At 69.9% G+C, this 15719-nt stretch carries 15 protein-coding genes; 5 read left to right on the forward strand and 10 right to left on the reverse strand.

The annotated features are described in order from the left end of the window. Positions 1-179: 179 nt before the first annotated feature. Entirely contained in the window at positions 180-1220 is a 1041-nt protein-coding gene (locus tag AB5J50_RS31725; RefSeq protein ID WP_369261569.1) for an NAD(P)-dependent alcohol dehydrogenase, read from the forward strand. A gap of 179 nt (positions 1221-1399) precedes the next feature. On the opposite strand, the gene AB5J50_RS31730 is transcribed toward AB5J50_RS31725, so the two are convergent. The 6 genes from AB5J50_RS31730 to AB5J50_RS31755 form a co-directional block, all read right to left on the reverse strand. Next, positions 1400-2179 (reverse strand): SDR family NAD(P)-dependent oxidoreductase, encoded by a 780-nt coding sequence (locus AB5J50_RS31730; protein ID WP_369261570.1) that lies wholly within the window; start codon positions 2177-2179, stop codon positions 1400-1402. Between the two features lie 294 nt (positions 2180-2473). Then, positions 2474-4909, reverse strand: coding sequence for a SpoIIE family protein phosphatase (locus AB5J50_RS31735; protein ID WP_369261571.1), 2436 nt, complete (start codon positions 4907-4909; stop codon positions 2474-2476). Between the two features lie 383 nt (positions 4910-5292). Next, positions 5293-5886, reverse strand: a complete 594-nt coding sequence (locus AB5J50_RS31740; RefSeq protein ID WP_369261572.1) for a DUF4291 domain-containing protein — start codon at positions 5884-5886, stop codon at positions 5293-5295. Between the two features lie 252 nt (positions 5887-6138). Then, entirely contained in the window at positions 6139-6477 is a 339-nt protein-coding gene (locus tag AB5J50_RS31745) for a hypothetical protein (protein ID WP_369261573.1), read from the reverse strand. Then, positions 6470-7138 (reverse strand): peptide-methionine (S)-S-oxide reductase MsrA, encoded by a 669-nt coding sequence (gene msrA, locus AB5J50_RS31750; protein ID WP_369261575.1) that lies wholly within the window; start codon positions 7136-7138, stop codon positions 6470-6472. The genes AB5J50_RS31745 and msrA overlap by 8 nt, the downstream gene beginning before the upstream one ends. 188 nt (positions 7139-7326) lie before the next feature. Next, positions 7327-8445: a hypothetical protein gene (locus AB5J50_RS31755; RefSeq protein ID WP_369261577.1), complete on the reverse strand. Its 1119-nt coding sequence runs from the start codon at positions 8443-8445 to the stop codon at positions 7327-7329. Between the two features lie 131 nt (positions 8446-8576). Between AB5J50_RS31755 and AB5J50_RS31760 the strand changes: the two genes are divergently transcribed. Continuing rightward, a complete protein-coding gene (locus AB5J50_RS31760; RefSeq protein ID WP_327431258.1) occupies positions 8577-9731 on the forward strand; it encodes a cystathionine gamma-synthase in 1155 nt (384 codons plus the stop codon). A 33-nt stretch (positions 9732-9764) separates the two neighbouring features. Here AB5J50_RS31760 and AB5J50_RS31765 read toward each other — a convergent pair whose 3' ends face one another. The 3 genes from AB5J50_RS31765 to AB5J50_RS31775 form a co-directional block, all read right to left on the reverse strand. Continuing rightward, entirely contained in the window at positions 9765-10013 is a 249-nt protein-coding gene (locus tag AB5J50_RS31765; protein ID WP_327431259.1) for a hypothetical protein, read from the reverse strand. Between the two features lie 136 nt (positions 10014-10149). Further along, positions 10150-10653 (reverse strand): sigma factor-like helix-turn-helix DNA-binding protein, encoded by a 504-nt coding sequence (locus tag AB5J50_RS31770; protein WP_369261579.1) that lies wholly within the window; start codon positions 10651-10653, stop codon positions 10150-10152. 496 nt (positions 10654-11149) lie between these two features. Further along, a complete protein-coding gene (locus AB5J50_RS31775) occupies positions 11150-11656 on the reverse strand; it encodes a MarR family transcriptional regulator (RefSeq protein WP_330306949.1) in 507 nt (168 codons plus the stop codon). Positions 11657-11820: 164 nt separating this feature from the next. On the opposite strand from AB5J50_RS31775, the gene ilvA reads away from it, so the two are divergent. The 3 genes from ilvA to AB5J50_RS31790 all read left to right on the forward strand — a co-directional run bounded on the left by ilvA (position 11821) and on the right by AB5J50_RS31790 (position 15033). Next, entirely contained in the window at positions 11821-13050 is a 1230-nt protein-coding gene (gene ilvA, locus AB5J50_RS31780) for a threonine ammonia-lyase (RefSeq protein ID WP_369261581.1), read from the forward strand. A 118-nt stretch (positions 13051-13168) separates the two neighbouring features. After that, positions 13169-14179 (forward strand): ATP-binding cassette domain-containing protein, encoded by a 1011-nt coding sequence (locus tag AB5J50_RS31785; RefSeq protein ID WP_369261583.1) that lies wholly within the window; start codon positions 13169-13171, stop codon positions 14177-14179. Further along, positions 14176-15033 (forward strand): ABC transporter permease, encoded by an 858-nt coding sequence (locus AB5J50_RS31790; protein WP_369261585.1) that lies wholly within the window; start codon positions 14176-14178, stop codon positions 15031-15033. The genes AB5J50_RS31785 and AB5J50_RS31790 overlap by 4 nt, the downstream gene beginning before the upstream one ends. Before the next feature lie 87 nt (positions 15034-15120). On the opposite strand, the gene greA is transcribed toward AB5J50_RS31790, so the two are convergent. Further along, positions 15121-15618 (reverse strand): transcription elongation factor GreA, encoded by a 498-nt coding sequence (gene greA / locus AB5J50_RS31795; protein ID WP_327431265.1) that lies wholly within the window; start codon positions 15616-15618, stop codon positions 15121-15123. Positions 15619-15719: the final 101 nt, after the last annotated feature.

Raw genomic sequence — 15719 nt, forward strand, 5'->3', positions numbered from 1 at the left:
CAGTATTCACGGTCGTACGCAGAGAAGCCTGCCCCCGTCAGTAGTAGGACCAGCGGACGTACGCAGAGCCGTGGCCTGGGTGAATCCTGTGACATGGGGCAGGCTGAACGCTGTGCCCGACCGAAGCGACCGAAGGCAGCCGGGCACAGCACAGACCACTCCTGAGGAGAACCCCCGGCATGACCACTGTTGCTGCGTACGCCGCTCCCGCCGCCAAGGCTCCGCTGGAGCGCACCACCATCGAGCGTCGCGAGGTCGGCGAGTTCGACGTCCTGATCGACATCAAGTTCGCCGGTATCTGCCACTCCGACATCCACCAGGCCCGCGAGGGCTGGGGCGAGGCCATCTTCCCGATGGTGCCGGGCCACGAGATCGCCGGCATCGTCTCCGAGGTCGGCCCCGGCGTCACCAGGTTCCAGGTCGGCGACCGCGTGGGCGTCGGCTGCATGGTCGACTCCTGCCGCGAGTGCGAGAACTGCAAGGCGGGCCTGGAGCAGTACTGCACCGGCGGCAATGTGGGGACGTACAACGCCGTCGGCAAGGACGGCGAGCCCACCTACGGCGGCTACTCCGAGAAGATCGTCGTCGACGAGAACTTCACCGTCCGCATCCCCGACGGCCTCTCCCTCGACGTGGCCGCGCCGCTGCTCTGCGCCGGCATCACCACGTACTCCCCGCTCAAGCACTGGAACGCCGGCCCCGGCAAGAAGGTCGCCGTCCTCGGCATGGGCGGTCTCGGCCACATGGGCGTCAAGATCGCGCACGCGCTGGGCGCCGAGGTGACCGTCCTCTCCCAGTCCCTGCGCAAGCAGGAGGACGGCCTGAAGCTGGGCGCCGACCACTACTACGCCACCAGCGACCCGGCGACCTTCAAGGAACTGCGCGGCACCTTCGACCTGATCCTGTCGACCGTGTCCGCCCCGCTCGACCTGGACGCCTACCTGTCCCTGCTCAGGACCGACGGCGCGTTCGTGAACGTGGGCGCGCCCGAGGAGCCCGTCTCCCTCAACCTCTTCTCGGTGATCGGCGGCCGCAAGACCCTCGCGGGCTCCGGCATCGGCGGCATCCAGGAGACCCAGGAGATGCTCGACTTCTGCGCCGCGCACGGCTTGGGCGCCGAGATCGAGCTGATCGGCGCGTCCGAGATCAACGACGCGTACGAGCGGGTGCTGGCGAGCGACGTCCGCTACCGCTTCGTGATCGACACCGCCACGATCTAGTACCACCGCAACGATCCAGCCAGTACTTCTGGCGTGGACGGGCGCCGACCGGTCGTACGACCGGTCGGCGCCTTCGGTGTTTCCAGGGCCCGTAATTCGGGGTGCGGGCCACCAGGCCGGCGGCGCAGACGGTGACGTCCGAGGTGGCCCAGAAGGCAAGGAACCCTCCGACGGCGGGCTCAGTGAACGGAGAGGCCGCCGTCGACGAAGATCGACTGTCCGGTGACGTAGGCGGAGGCGCGGCTCGCCAGGAACACCGCCGCGCCCTCGAAATCCTCGGCCAGACCATTGCGCCCGACCATCGTGCGCGCGGCCAGCGCCGCCACCTTCTCCGGATCGGACGACAGCCGCGCGTTGAGCGGCGTCATCACGAACCCCGGCACCAGCGTGTTGCACGTGACGCCGTACGGCGACCAGGCCTCGGCCTGCGAACGGGCCAGCGACTCCAACGCCCCCTTGGAGACACCGTAGGCGCCGCTCTGGACGAACGCCCGATGCGCCTGCTGGGAGGTGATGTGGATGATCCGCCCGAAGCCCCGTTCGGCCATACCGGGCCCGAACCGCTGGCCCAGCAGGTAAGGCGCCTCCAGGTTCACCGCCATGGTGGTGTCCCACACCTCGTCGCCCAACTCGCCCATCGGCGGACGCAAGTTGATACCGGCGGAGTTGACGAGGATGTCGGGCTCCCCGAATGCCCCGGCTGCCTCCTCGGCCGCCGCACGCACGCCGTCCCGCGTGCTCAGATCGGCGCTCACCCAGCCCGCCCGACAGCCGTCCGCCGCCAACTCGCCGACCGTAGCCGCCAGTTCCGCCTCCTTGCGCGCCACGACCACGACACTCGCCCCCGCACGCGCCAGGGCCCCGGCGATGGCGCGTCCGATGCCGGAACTGCCACCGGTCACCACGGCGACTCGTCCGTCCAGCGAGAACAGTTCGGAGAGATAGGTCTGCGAGATCATTCCCGCACCCTAGAGGGGGAGTGTCGGCGAGAGCGGTCGGGGGCTCCCGGGGCGGGCGTTCCTGGGCGACGGGAGCGAGAGTCACCTCTTCGGCGGCGGGAGGGAGAGCCGCCCGGTGCAGTGCTCGGCGAAGTGGGGCTCCGGCCAGCTGGTGATCGGTCCGGTGGTGGCCGAGTACATCTCCAGGAGCGAGAGGTACCCGCTGCGGCACCGACCACGCCAGCCGCACAGAGCAGGCCGACTTGATCCGCCGCGACAGCCCCTGGTGAAACAGACACGCCCCGTCGTCGCGGGTCATGCGTGCGGCAGAGGCTGCTCCGTCCAAACGGTCTTGCCGTCGTGGCTGTAGCGGGTGCCCCACCGCTCCGTGACCTGCGCGACCAGGAAGAGCCCGCGGCCGCCCTCGTCCGTGCTGAGGGCCCGTCGGAGGTGAGGGGAAGTGTGGCTGGTGTCGGACACCTCACAGATCAGGCAGTGCGTACGGATGAGGCGCAGGGTGACGGGGCCGGCCGCGTACCGGTAGGCGTTGGTGACGAGCTCGCTGGCGACCAGCTCGGTGGTGAAGGCCAGGTCCGACAGCCCCCATTCGGTCAGTTTCGCCGTGGTCAGCTCCCTGGCACGGGCAGCGGAGGTCGCTTCCAAGGGCAGCTGCCATGTGGCGACATTCTGTGGGGGCAGCACCCGGGTACGGGCGATGAGCAGCGCGATGTCGTCGATGGGGAGGTGCTCCTTGGGCAGCAGCGCTTCGACCACGGCATGGCAGGTGCTGTCCAGGGGATCGGCGGAGTGGGTGAGGCATTCGTGCAGGTGCTCCAGCGCGGCGTCGATGTCGCCGTTGCGCGCCTCCAGAAGACCGTTGGTGTAGAGCGTGAGCAGGCTTCCCTCGGGGAGGTCGAGGTCGTACGTCTCGAACGGCAGTCCGCCCAGTCCGAGCGGTGGGCCTGCGGGCAGGTCGAGCATGGTCACCTGGCCGTCCGGCGTGGTCACCATCGGTGCCGGGTGGCCGGCGCGCGCCAGGGAGCAGTGCTGGGAGACCGGATCGTAGACCGCGTAGACGCAGGTGGCCCCCAGCATCTGCTCGATCACCGACCCATTGCCGTCGGTGTTCGCCTCCAGCTCGGTGGCCAGCAGACTGACCAGATCGTCCAGCCCCGCCACCACCTCGTCCGGTTCCAGGTCGAGGCTGGCCAGGGTGCGCACGGCGGCGCGCAGGCGGCCCATCGAGGCCGCAGCGTGGATCCCGTGGCCGACCACGTCTCCCACAACGAGGGCGACCCGGGCCCCTGACAACGGGATCACGTCGAACCAGTCACCGCCGATGCCCGGTTCACTGCTCGCTGGGAGGTATCGGCAGGCCACCTCGACGGCCGGCAGGTCGGACGCCGCGCTCGGCAGCAGACTGCGCTGCAGAGTCAGGGCGGCGCTCTGCTGCTGGGTGAAGCGGCGCGCGTTGTCTATGCAGACGGCCGCACGCGAGGAGAGCTCCTGGGCCACGGCGGCATCGTCGTCCTCAAAAGGCTCCGAATGGCCCGATCGCCACAGGCTCACTACGCCCAGTACCAGACCGCGCGCAACCAGAGGCGCCGCGATCAGCGAATGAACTCCGAGACCCAAGGCGATCTCGACCCGCCGCCGGTCCATGGCGTACCACTCGGGGCGGAGGGACAGCAGTCCTTCAAGAATAGGGCGACGCTCGACCAGGCACCGCGCCTGCGGAGATTCCGGAAGCAGCGGGACCACATCGCCTTCCTGGAACGGGATGCGGGGTTCTGGGGGTGAGAGGGCAGCTCGGAGCAGCGGACCCGACGCACCGGAAACTGGATCGTCACCCAGTGTCACTGGCTTGAGGAGATCCACCGAGCAGTAGTCGGCCAGGCCGTGGACGGCCACCTCGGCCAGTTCCCGAGCGGTCTGTGTCACGTCCAGCGAGGTTCCGATCCGGGCGCTTGCCTCGTTCAGCAGGGCGAGCCTGCGTTGGGCCCGGTGGCGGTCGGTCACGTCCTCGATCGTCTCGGCCACGCCGAGAATCCGGCCCGAGGGGTCTTCCATCCGGAACGCCGAGACGGACACAATCCGTTCCCGACGTGGATCGTGGCGTGCCCGGGCGGACTGCTCCGTGAAGATCAACGGCTCGCCGGTCTCCAGGACGTGCCGTACCCGCTCCTCGGTCGGACCCGCGTCCTCGTCGACCATGAATTCGCGAGGGCGACGGCCCACCGGCGCCTCGGCCGGGACACCGCTTGCCTTCTCGACCGCACGGTTGACCCGAATCACTCTGCTGTCCGGGCCGTAAGTGACCAGACCGATCGGGGACCGGCGGTAGAGGCCGTCCAGCAGCGCACGGTCCCGCTGCCAGGCAATGACCTCCGCGGCGGGGGCTCCGACCAGGACCCACTCCCGACCGTCCCCGTCCCGAGTGATCGCGCGGGCCCGGAAACCCATCTCCACCCGGCGTCCGTCGCGGTGTCGGACGGGCAGGACCCCGAACCAGCCCCCCGTCCTCACGGCGTCCACGACGACGGACCGCACGACAGGCAGGTCAAGGGCGTCCACCAGGAGGTCCTGCCACGCCCGTCCGATCACTTCCTTGGCCGGATAGCCCAGCAGCTCCTGTGCACGTGCGCTCCAGCCGACCACGGTGCCTTGATCGTCGAGCACGGCCGAGGCGCCACGTCTGAGGGCGAACGGATCCTCCGGACTCTCGCTGAAATGCATCGACGGCATCGCCATAGCCACCACCTTGCCTACATGACTCCGATGTTCCTCCCCGCGGTCTCCGTTCGCGACCCTCCCGTTTCTTTCGGCCCGGCAGTCCGGCAGGAGTGGCATGGCGACGCTCAGCCTGCATCGAATGGGGGTGGCCACGTTCGCTGCCTCAGCAAGACGACCCGGCCGTGGAACCGCGTCGATGACGATCGGTGCCACGGCCGGCCGGGCTGTACTCGGGCTGGTTCGGCCACTGCTCCGATGCCTCCGGCACCGACGCGATGCCCGGCGCGCAGGACGCCCCCCAGTCGGTTTCGAACGGGGTACTCAGCTTGACCCCCTACCCGGCGGGCCTGTACTGCCATGTGCCCCATCGGCCGCAGCCGGCTGTTGAATGAAGCGGTCCGTCATCCCCGTAGGTGGGCAAGGAGTTCGTCTCCAAGCGGGTATGTGCGTTCCTGGGGCAGCAGTCGGGCGGCGGAGTCCAGGTCTTGGGCGCTGATGAGGGCATGCACCTCACGGGCGAGCGGGGTCACGTCGCGGATGGAGACCGTCCACTCGTCCGCGTAGCGTCGTACGGCCTCGCCGGAGAGGCCGAGTTGCAGGGACCGGTACGGCAGGGGCTGCAGGTGCAGGTCGCGCTCGGGGTCCCACTGGACGCGAGCGGGCGCACGCTTCAACTGGCGCTGCCAGGTGGCTCGGTCGGGATGGACACCGCGGACGTGGCTCGACAGGCACGCGTGCCGCAACGCCCACTCGAAACCCTCGCGGCTGATCTCGACTGCCAGGACGGTCTCCTGCCCTGGCTTGGTGCCCCAGCCGCAGCGGTACATCATCCACAGGAACGACGGCTTGATCCACGTCATCCTGTCCCGTTTCCACGCGGCGGGGAAACGGCCCTCGCGGACGGCGGGCAGGCCGATTTCCGGGGAGTACGCCTGGTAGACAGTGATCGTGGATTCCGCGTAGGCCGCGCGGATCCTGCGTTGCGGTTCTTCCATGGCGTACAGCGTGAGGTCGGCCCGTTCAGGCGGCCACTGATTTCCGGCCGCCGTTCACGGCTACGGAGTGCGCCCGCCGCAGCACCGTGCGGGTTGCCGGTGCCACGGCCGCTCTCCCCAGCTCCCTGGGCTTACGCGGGCTGCTTGTCCCAACCCGCAGTACCCGTCCGGGTTTTTGCTGCCCGAAAGGTACTGCTGGTGCTTGCTCTCGCTTGATCAGGGTGAGGGGTTCGCGGCCGTGGTCTCCGCCGCTCAGCGCTCCGCGAAACGGGGCTCCGGCCATGTGGTGATCGGCTTGCCGGAAGCCGAGTAGATCTCCAGGAGCGAGAGGTACCCGCCCTCCGTGAACACCATCACTCCGGCGTCTTCCGGGAAGACGTACCAGGCGTCCGCAGCTGGATTGCCGTGGACCGGAGCCGACGGCGCCTGCGTACGGTCCACCACAAGGTCGACGGTCACGCAGCCGCAACCGCACGTGCCCGCCGGCTGCGTATGCGGGATCTGAGCGCGCAGCGCGCTGCTCACCGGATCAGAGCCGGTCAGCAGCGCCTTCAACGTCCTCGTCGCGTCCTGCGAGAGAGACTCAGCCATCCGCCTTGGCCACGCCGATCGGGCACGAAACGCCCGTGCCGCCGATCCCGCAGTAACCCGCCGGGTTCTTGTCGAGGTACTGCTGGTGGTACCCCTCCGCCGGATAGAAGGTGCGCCCCTCAGCGGGGAGCAGCTCCGTCGTGATCGTGCCGTAGCCCGAGCCCGTGAGGACCTTCTGGTAGGCCTCGCGGGAGGCGGTCGCCGTCGCGGCCTGGGCCGCAGTGTGGGTGTAGATGGCGGAGCGGTACTGGGTGCCCACGTCGTTGCCCTGGCGGAAGCCCTGGGTCGGGTTGTGGGACTCCCAGAAGACCTGGAGGAGCCGCTCGTACGACACCACGGACGGGTCGTAGACCACGCGGACCGCCTCCGTGTGGCCGGTCAGGCCCGAGCAGGCCTCTTCGTACGTGGGGTGCTCGGTGAAGCCGCCCTGGTAGCCGACCAGGGTCGTGTACACGCCCGCCGGGAGCTGCCAGAACTTGCGCTCGGCGCCCCAGAAGCAGCCCATGCCGAAGTCGGCGATCTCCAGGCCCTCGGGGTAGGGGCCGAGGAGCGGGGTGCCGAGGACCGTGTGGCGGTCGGGGACCGTGAAGGTCGGCTCGGGGCGGCCGCGCAGAGCCTGCTCGGGGGTCGGGAGCTGCGGTGTACGGCTGTGCAGGAACATGCGGTCTCCACGGGGTTACTGGGGGCACGGGGCCGGGGGGTGGGGTCCGTGCTGTTCAACGTAGGAAACCCGGCCGGAATTCCGGCGGCTTGATCATGCGGGCGCACCACGGCGGAGGCGAACCGCGCGGAGGCGCCCGCGCAGGGCCGACCCGCACTGGAGCGGCCTGCGGCGGGCGGTGCCCCGCCTCAGTGCGACAGCGTCGCCGGGCTCCCACCGTTCGCCTCGTACCCCGCCACCGCCAGCGCCCGGTATATCGCGTAGTCGGCCGCCGGGTCCGCGGTGAGGGTCCAGGGCAGCGCGCCCACGTGGCCGTCCACGTGCACCAGCTGGTTCATCGCCTCCGACCAGCGCTCGCTACGGACGAGGAAGAAGACCAGGAGGTGCCGGACATGGGCCAGCATCGGGTCGTCGGGGCGGGCCGCGTGGACCGCGAAGAGCGCGCCGTGGACCGCCTTCGTCACGACCTCGCTCTGGTAGAAGCTGCGGACCAGGTTCACCTCGGGGAGGTGCTCGAAGACCGCGAAGAGGGGCATCGCGGCGAGGAGGGAGCCTTGGGGGGCGCGCGCTGCCGCCGCCTCCGCGAAGGAGTACGCCACCTCCCGCGAGCCGTGCCACTTCTCGCACCAGTAGTGCAGGGCCGCCAGATGCGCTCCCATGTGGGACGGCGCGCGGTCCAGGATCTTCAGCCAGAGCTTCTCGAACTCCGGCTGGGGGTAGGCGAGTCCGCGGGCCACCGACAGTTCGATGATGTACGGGACCGGGTCACCGGGGGAGAGGAGGGCCGCCTCGCCGCAAGCCGCCCGCGCCTCCTCCATGATGATCCGGAACTCGTCCGTCCCCGGCGTCGACGTACGCCACGCCTGCTGCACCAGGAACTCCGCGTGCACCGCCGCGCTGCCCGCATCCTTGGGCTTCTCGGCCCGCCACACCCGCAGCCACTGCCCGCCCGGGGTCTCGCTGACCCCGCCGGGGCGCTGCTGGAGCTCCAGCGACGCGGCGCCCGCGAAGGCCTGCACACGCTGCCAGCGCCGCTCGCCCTCCACTTCCGTGCCCGCGAGCAGCTGCGAGGCGGCGCGGTAGTCCTGTGTGCGCTGCACCAGGTCCAGCACGTCCAGCAGGTCGTGGTCCGGGCCCGGCATGCGGATGTCCAGCTCCTCCTGCCGCAGAAACCCGTAGTTCGCCGGGTCCGCGGCGTCCGGGTCGCCGGGCGCGACCTGCTGAATACCGGCGCGCCTGCGCATCAGCACCGGCAGCAGAACCAGGCTGAACATGGCCAGCGCCATCAGGACCCAGAGAATCTCCATGCCTCAAGCGAACCAGACGGGTCCGACAATTGGCCAACCCGGTCGGACTCAGGCCGGTTCCGGCGGGCCGGAGGCCCTCGCGAAGGGCGTACGCCGTCATCAACCTCGCGGGCGCACTACGCTCGGGACCCATGAGCGACAGGCACATCAGTCAGCACTTCGAGACCCTCGCGATCCACGCGGGCAACACCGCCGATCCCCTCACCGGCGCGGTCGTCCCGCCGATCTACCAGGTCTCGACCTACAAGCAGGACGGCGTCGGCGGACTGCGCGGCGGTTACGAGTACAGCCGCAGCGCCAACCCCACCAGGACGGCCCTGGAAGAGAACCTCGCCGCCCTTGAGGGCGGCCGCCGCGGCCTCGCGTTCGCGTCCGGACTGGCGGCCGAGGACTGCCTGTTGCGTACGCTGCTCAGCCCCGGCGACCACGTGGTGATCCCCAACGACGCGTACGGCGGCACGTTCCGCCTCTTCGCGAAGGTCGTCTCCCGGTGGGGCGTGGAGTGGTCCGTGGCCGACACCAGCGACCCCGACTCCGTACGAGCCGCCCTCACCCCGAAGACCAAGGCAGTCTGGGTCGAGACGCCCTCCAACCCCCTCCTCGGCATCACCGACATCGCCGCGGTCGCGCAGATCGCGCGCGAGGCGGGCGCCAAGCTCGTCGTCGACAACACCTTCGCGACCCCCTACCTCCAGCAGCCGCTCGCGCTCGGCGCGGACGTCGTCGTGCACTCCCTGACCAAGTACATGGGCGGCCACTCGGACGTCGTGGGCGGTGCCCTGATCGTCGGCGACCAGGAGCTCGGCGAGGAGCTGGCGTACCACCAGAACGCGATGGGCGCGGTCGCCGGGCCCTTCGACTCCTGGCTGGTGCTGCGCGGCACCAAGACGCTCTCCGTGCGCATGGACCGGCACAGCGAGAACGCCGGCAAGGTCGCCGAGATGCTCACCCGTCACGCGCGCGTGACGCGCGTTCTCTACCCGGGCCTCCCGGAGCACCCGGGTCACGAGGTCGCCGCCAAGCAGATGAAGGCGTTCGGCGGCATGGTCTCCTTCCAGGTCGAGGGCGGCGAGGAGGCGGCCGTCGAGGTCTGCAACCGCGCCAAGGTGTTCACGCTCGGCGAGTCTCTGGGCGGTGTCGAGTCCCTGATCGAGCACCCGGGACGCATGACACACGCGTCGGCGGCCGGTTCGGCGCTCGAGGTCCCCGCCGACCTCGTACGTCTCTCCGTAGGCATCGAGAACGTCGACGACCTGCTCCAGGACCTCCAGCAGGCCCTCGGCTAGGCATCAGGAAGCAGGCCGCCCGGCAGGCCAGGCCTACCAGCCCGTCAGCGGTGGAGTCGTCTCCGACGGCGGCTCCACCCACGGACGGGCCATCGACGCCCAGACGATGAAGGCGACGGCCGCGGCGAACAGCAGCAGCCACATCAGGCGCCGCGCCACCGTCCTGCGGCGCAGCATGCGCCCGCCACGGCGTACGACGTCCGCGTACAGGTCGGGCGGCACCGGGGGCGGCGCCTGCTCCAGCATCCGCCGTACGGCCGCCTCGCGCTCGGGCCGGTTCACGGAAGATCACCTCGCACCGGGAGCACCGGGAGCACCGGGAGCACCGGGAGCACCGGGAGCACCGGGCGCGCCGGACAAGCGGTCCGGCTTGGTTCCGCTGCCGGGGGTCCGGGGGGTGTCCCCCGAGAGGGCGCAGTCATGAAGGTGCCACCTCCACCCTGGTCGGTGCCGGGCCCCGCGGCGGGTGCAGCAGCGTCGCCATCGCACGGGCGCAGATCGCCCGGACCCGTTCCGTGGGGAGCCCGAGCAGGGCCGCCGTCTGTTCCTCGGCGACCCCCTCGTACAGCCTGAGGACCAGAATCAGCCGCTCCTGGGGTGTGAGCCGCGCCAGGACGGTGTCGGCGGAGGGGCGGAACCGCAGCCGCCCGAAGCTCCCGTACTGGTGCCAGGCCGCGCGCGCGAAGCGGACGGCCAGCTGCTGGCGCGCGCAGTCGTACGGGTCCTCGCCGCGCAGCCGGTCCCAGGAGGCGTACGTGTGGGCGAGGGCCAGCGTCAGCAGGCGCCGGGCACGCGGGTTGGCGTTCCGGGGCTCCGCCGTGAGCAGCGTGGCGGCATGCAGCAGCCGCCCGGCCGCGCCCGCGACGAACGCCTCGAACTCCCGGGCCCGGCGGGCGCCTTGGGACGCATGCCGTTCTCGCACCGCGCCTCCCGCCTGACGGCGACCCTGAGGGAAACGGAGCCCCGGCCGCGTACGACATGCCGCACCGCGTACGACAAGGACCCGGTCTCATATGAGGCCAGGCGCCGCCTTCCGGTCAAGAGTCCGGCGCACATGCACGCGCGCGTGGGGAGACAGGGGGAGGGTTTACGTCGCACGCGGAGGCCGGGGGAAAGATCTCCGCGCGCGTGCGGAACCGGCAGCGAGCCGCATGGCGAGCCGTGCCCGCGCGATGGGCCGCCCGCGCCGGATGGCCTACGCGCGCGTGGAGGTCCTGGGATGTCACCCGCGCGCCTGGGGACCGCGATCCTGGAAATCACCCACCCGCGCGTGGAGACACGGGAAGGCGCCCGCGCGCTCCGGAGATCGCCCACCCGTGCGTGGAGCCCGGGGCAACCGCCTTCGCGCGGTCGGGGCCTCGGGAAGTGGCCCACGCGCGCGTGGAGACCGCGGACACGGTGAAGTGCCCCGCGGAAGTTCAGGAAGTCGGCTCCGGCTCCGACACCGGCATGCCCTGCGCGGCCTGGCGGGCGGAAAGGGCACTGTTGAAGCGCGTGAGGAGCGTGCAGAACGCCTCGCGCTCCTCCGGCGCCCAGTCGTGTGTCAGCTCGGCCATCAACTGACGCCTGGAGGAGCGCACTTCGTCGAGCCGGGACTGCCCGCGCGGCGACAGCTGGAGCACCACCGCGCGCCCGTCCTCGGGGTGCGACGTGCGCTTGACGAGCCCGGTGTCGACCAGCGGGGCCACTTGCCGGGTGACCGTCGAGGAGTCGATGCCCATGCTCGCGGCGAGCGCCTTGACGCCCATCGGGCCTTCCTTGTCGAGGCGGTTGAGCAGCAGGTACGCGGCACGGTCCATGGAGTTGCGCACCTGCCCCACCCCGCCGAGCCGGGTCTGTTCGGCACGACGCGCGAACACCGCGACCTCGTGCTGCAGCGTGTCGAGAAGACCGGTGTCACCGACGGTCGTCATGTCCATCGACATTTCTGGTGTTGTGGGCATGGCCGGGGGCTCAATTCATGCGTGGGGAGCTGGGTTGGGGGACAGGGTACGCGGCTGGGAGGCGGGTCGTACCGGCGCTGCGCAAACCGGTCTCGGAGCGTGGTCACACCAGGAGGGGACCCGCGTGAACTGCGAGACTGGTGGTCATGAGCTACAGCACGGCTGACTCCTTTCCCAGCGTGACTCTCGACGACGTACGTGGCGCGCAGAAGATGCTCACGGGTGTGGCGCGGGTGACCGCGATGGAGGGCAGCAGGTATCTGACCCAGCTGGTGGGCGCACCGGTCCACTTCAAGTGCGAGAACCTCCAGCGCACGGGTTCGTTCAAGCTGCGCGGCGCGTATGTGCGGATCGCGGGGCTGCTTCCCGAGGAGCGCGCCGCGGGTGTCGTCGCCGCGAGCGCCGGAAACCACGCGCAGGGCGTCGCCCTGGCCTCCGCGCTGCTCGGCGTGCGTTCCACGGTGTTCATGCCCACCGGCGCCCCGCTGCCGAAGATCGCGGCCACACGCGACTACGGCGCCGAGGTGAGGCTGCACGGACAGGTGGTCGACGAGACGCTGGCCGCCGCGCAGGAGTACGCGGCCGAGACGGGCGCGGTGTTCATCCACCCCTTCGACCACCCCGACATCATCGCGGGCCAGGGCACGGTCGGCCTGGAGATCCTGGAGCAGTGCCCCGAGGTGCGCACCATCGTCGTCGGGATCGGCGGCGGCGGGCTGGCCGCGGGCGTCGCGCTCGCGGTGAAGTCGCTGCGTCCGGATGTCCGGATCGTCGGTGTGCAGGCGGAAGGGGCGGCGGCGTACCCGCCGTCGCTGGTGGCCGGGCGCCCGGTGTCGATCGAGAACCCGGCGACGATGGCCGACGGCATCAAGGTCGGACGGCCCGGCGATGTGCCGTTCCGCCTTGTCGAGGAGCTGGTGGACGAGGTGCGCACGGTCTCCGAGGACAATCTGTCCAGCGCTCTGCTGCTCTGTCTGGAGCGCGCCAAGCTGGTCGTCGAACCGGCCGGCGCGAGCCCCGTCGCGGCCCTGCTGCGCGAGCCCGGGGCCTTCGAGGGCCCGGTGGTGGCTCTGCTCTCGGGCGGGAACGTGGACCCGTTGCTGATGCAGCGCATCCTGCGGCACGGCATGGCGGCGGGTGGCCGCTACCTTGCGGTGACGCTGCGGCTGACCGACCGTCCCGGCGCCCTGGCCACACTTCTCGGGGTGTTGTCAGTGGCGGACGCTAACGTCCTCGATGTGAGCCACGTACGGACCGATCCACGGCTCGGGCTCACGGAGGTGGAGGTCGAGCTGCACCTGGAGACGAAGGGGCCCGAGCACTGCGCCGAGGTGAACCTGGCGCTGCGCGAGGCGGGTTACACGGTCATCGACTGAGGTCAGGGCCACTGTCAGTCCCGGGTGGAAAAATCTGTTGAGCAACGCGATACATCGCGTTACGGTGTGTCTCTTGCTGCTCATTGCGTGAAAATCCCCAACGACGTGGAGAACTCACATGCCAGGCGCCATCTATGCCGAAGGCTTGGTGAAGACCTTCGGTGACGTAAGGGCTCTGGACGGCGTCGATCTCGATGTCCCGGAAGGCACCGTGCTGGGCCTGCTCGGGCCGAACGGCGCGGGAAAGACTACCGCTGTCCGCTGCCTGACAACCCTGCTGCGCCCCGACAGCGGCACGGCGGTCGTCGCGGGCATCGACGTACTCAAACACCCCGACGCGGTCCGGCGCAGGGTTGGCCTCTCCGGACAGTTCGCCGCGGTCGACGAGTACCTGACCGGCCGCGAGAACCTGCAAATGGTCGGCCAGCTCTACCAGATGAAGGCGAAGGCCGCGAAGGTGCGGGCGGACGAGCTCCTGGAGCAGTTCCACCTCGCCGACGCCGCCGACCGCACCGCGAAGACGTACTCGGGCGGTATGCGCCGCCGGCTCGACCTGGCGGCCGCCTTGGTCGTCTCGCCCCCGGTGATGTTCATGGACGAGCCGACGACCGGCCTCGACCCGCGCAACCGCCAGCAGTTGTGGGACGTCATCAAGCAACTGGTCTCCGGCGGTACGACGCTGCTGCTGACCACCCAGTACCTGGAAGAGGCCGACCATCTCGCGCACGACATCTGCGTCGTCGACCACGGCCGCGTCATAGCCCGCGGCACCGCCGACCAGCTGAAGGCGCAGACCGGCGGCGAGCGTGTCGAGGTCGTCGTGCACGAGCGCGAGCACATAGAGACGGCTTCCGAGGTGTTGCGCGGCTTCGGCAAGGGCGAGACCAAGGTCGAGGAGCACACCCGCAAGCTCACCGTGCCCGTCACCGGCGGCGCCAAGCTCCTCGCGGAGGTCATCCGCGAACTGGACACCCGCGGCATCGAGATCGACGACATCGGCCTGCGTCGCCCCACCCTGGACGACGTCTTCCTCTCGCTCACGGGCCACATGGCCGAGGAGCGGGAAGAGGGCAACGGAGTGGCGGGCGGCAGCAAGGGTCCCAAGCGCCAGAAGGAGGCCGGCAAGTGAGTGCCGTGACCGATGCCGTGCAGATCGCGGCGCCCTCGAACCCGTTCAGCCAGTCCATCCGCGACTCGCTGGTCGTCGCCAAGCGCAATCTGATCCGGATGTCCCGGATCCCGGAGATGGTGATCTTCGGACTGATCCAGCCGATCATGTTCGTGGTGCTGTTCAGCTATGTCTTCGGCGGCTCCATGAAGATCGGCGGCAGCACCAGCCCCGAGGACTACCGCAACTTCCTGATGGCCGGCATCTTCGCGCAGACCGTCACCTTCGCCACCGCGGGCGCCGGAGCGGGCATCGCCGACGACATGCACAAGGGCCTCATCGACCGCTTCCGCTCGCTGCCCATGGCGCGCGGCGCGGTGCTGACCGGGCGCACACTCGCGGACCTCGTACAGACCGCGCTGACCCTGCTGGTCCTCGCGGTGGTCGCCCTGCTCGTCGGCTGGCGCGTGGGCTCCGACGGCGACACCAACGCGGGCAAGGTCCTCGGAGCCTTCGGCCTGCTGCTCCTGTCCGGGTACGCGTTCACCTGGATCGGCGCGCTCATCGGCCTGTCCGTGCGTACGCCGGAGGCGGCCACGTCCGGCGGGCTGATCTGGCTCTTCCCGGTCACGTTCATCTCGAACGCGTTCGTGGACTCCAGCAACATGACGCCATGGCTGCGGCACATCGCGGACTGGAACCCGTTCAGTGCCACGGTGCAGGCCTGCCGGGTGCTCTTCGGCAACCCGGGGCAGTCGAAGTCGGACGCCTGGCCCATGCAGCACTCGATCTGGGCCTCGGTGATCTACTCGGTTCTGATCACGCTGATATTCAGGACGCTGGCGGTGCGCAAGTACCGCTCGGCGACGGCGTGAGGACGATGACCGGCCGATCGTGACCTGGGTATGACGATGCCCCCGGCCGCGCGGCCGGGGGCATCGTCATAGTCGCTGGTCCTGGGCTCAGCCCTGGTACGGCTCGGCCTTGAGGATCTTCACCGAGGCGAACTTGCCGTTGGGCAGTTCGTACTGGGCGTCCTCGCCGACCTTCTTGCCGTTCACACCGGAGCCCAGCGGGGACTGCGGGGAGTACGTCTCGATGTCGGAGCTGGCGTACTCGCGCGAGGCCAGCAGGAAGTCCAGGGTGTCGTCCTCGTCGCCGTCGAAGGCGATGGTGACGACCATGCCCGGCGCGACCATGCCGTCCGCCGCGGGAGCCTCGCCGACCTTGGCGTTCTCCAGGAGCTGGGTCAGCTGGCGCACACGGAGCTCCTGCTTGCCCTGCTCTTCCTTGGCTGCGTGGTACCCGCCGTTCTCGCGCAGGTCGCCCTCTTCGCGCGCGGCCGCGATCTTGCCGGCGATCTCCGTGCGCGCAGGACCAGACAGGTACTCCAGCTCGGCCCTGAGCTGGTTGTACGCCTCCTGGGTCAGCCAGGTGACGCTCTCACTGGTCTGGGTCACAGGTGCTCCTCGTAGGTACTGGGAATACAAAGCATCGCCCTACCCAGAAGAATGTTCCTCCACAGGTGGGCGAAACCACGAGCCTAACAATTCAGTGGCTC

It is taken from the genome of Streptomyces sp. R35 (assembly GCF_041053035.1).
GTDB classification, from domain to species: Bacteria; Actinomycetota; Actinomycetes; order Streptomycetales; family Streptomycetaceae; genus Streptomyces; species Streptomyces lutosisoli.